Annotated in this window: 1 protein-coding gene; it reads left to right on the top strand. The window is 58.9% G+C overall.

Going from position 1 to position 319, the window contains the following annotated elements; all coding sequences use genetic code 11:
• The coding region (locus tag E5Q11_RS17455; RefSeq protein ID WP_135804715.1) for an ABC transporter permease subunit at window positions 1-319 on the top strand (319 nt) is incomplete at both ends.

Here is a 319-nt window from a genome sequence, read left to right as displayed (position 1 = left end):
CGGCGGCCTGATTATCGGCTTTGGCCTGGGCATCTTTTTTGGCCTGCTGAGCATCAACAAGAACTGGTTCCTGCGCTGGCCTGCCACGGCCTACAACGAAATATTCCGTGGCACGCCTATTCTCGTGCAGGTGCTGTTCATCTTCTACGGCTTACCGGATTTGATTGGCGCTCCCATTGAGCCGCTAACCGCCGGTATTGCCGCCATTGCCCTGAACTCCGGCGCCTACGTTTCGGAAGTGGTTCGCGGTGGCGTGCAATCCATCGACAAGGGCCAGACCGAAGCCGGGCTCTCGCTTGGGCTGTCCCGCAATCAGACT

The sequence above is a fragment of the Marinobacter confluentis genome, from assembly GCF_004785685.1.
In the GTDB taxonomy this organism is placed as follows: domain Bacteria; phylum Pseudomonadota; class Gammaproteobacteria; order Pseudomonadales; family Oleiphilaceae; genus Marinobacter; species Marinobacter confluentis.
The sequence above is the reverse complement of the archived record's forward strand: the minus strand, read 5'-3'. Positions and strand labels throughout refer to the sequence as shown.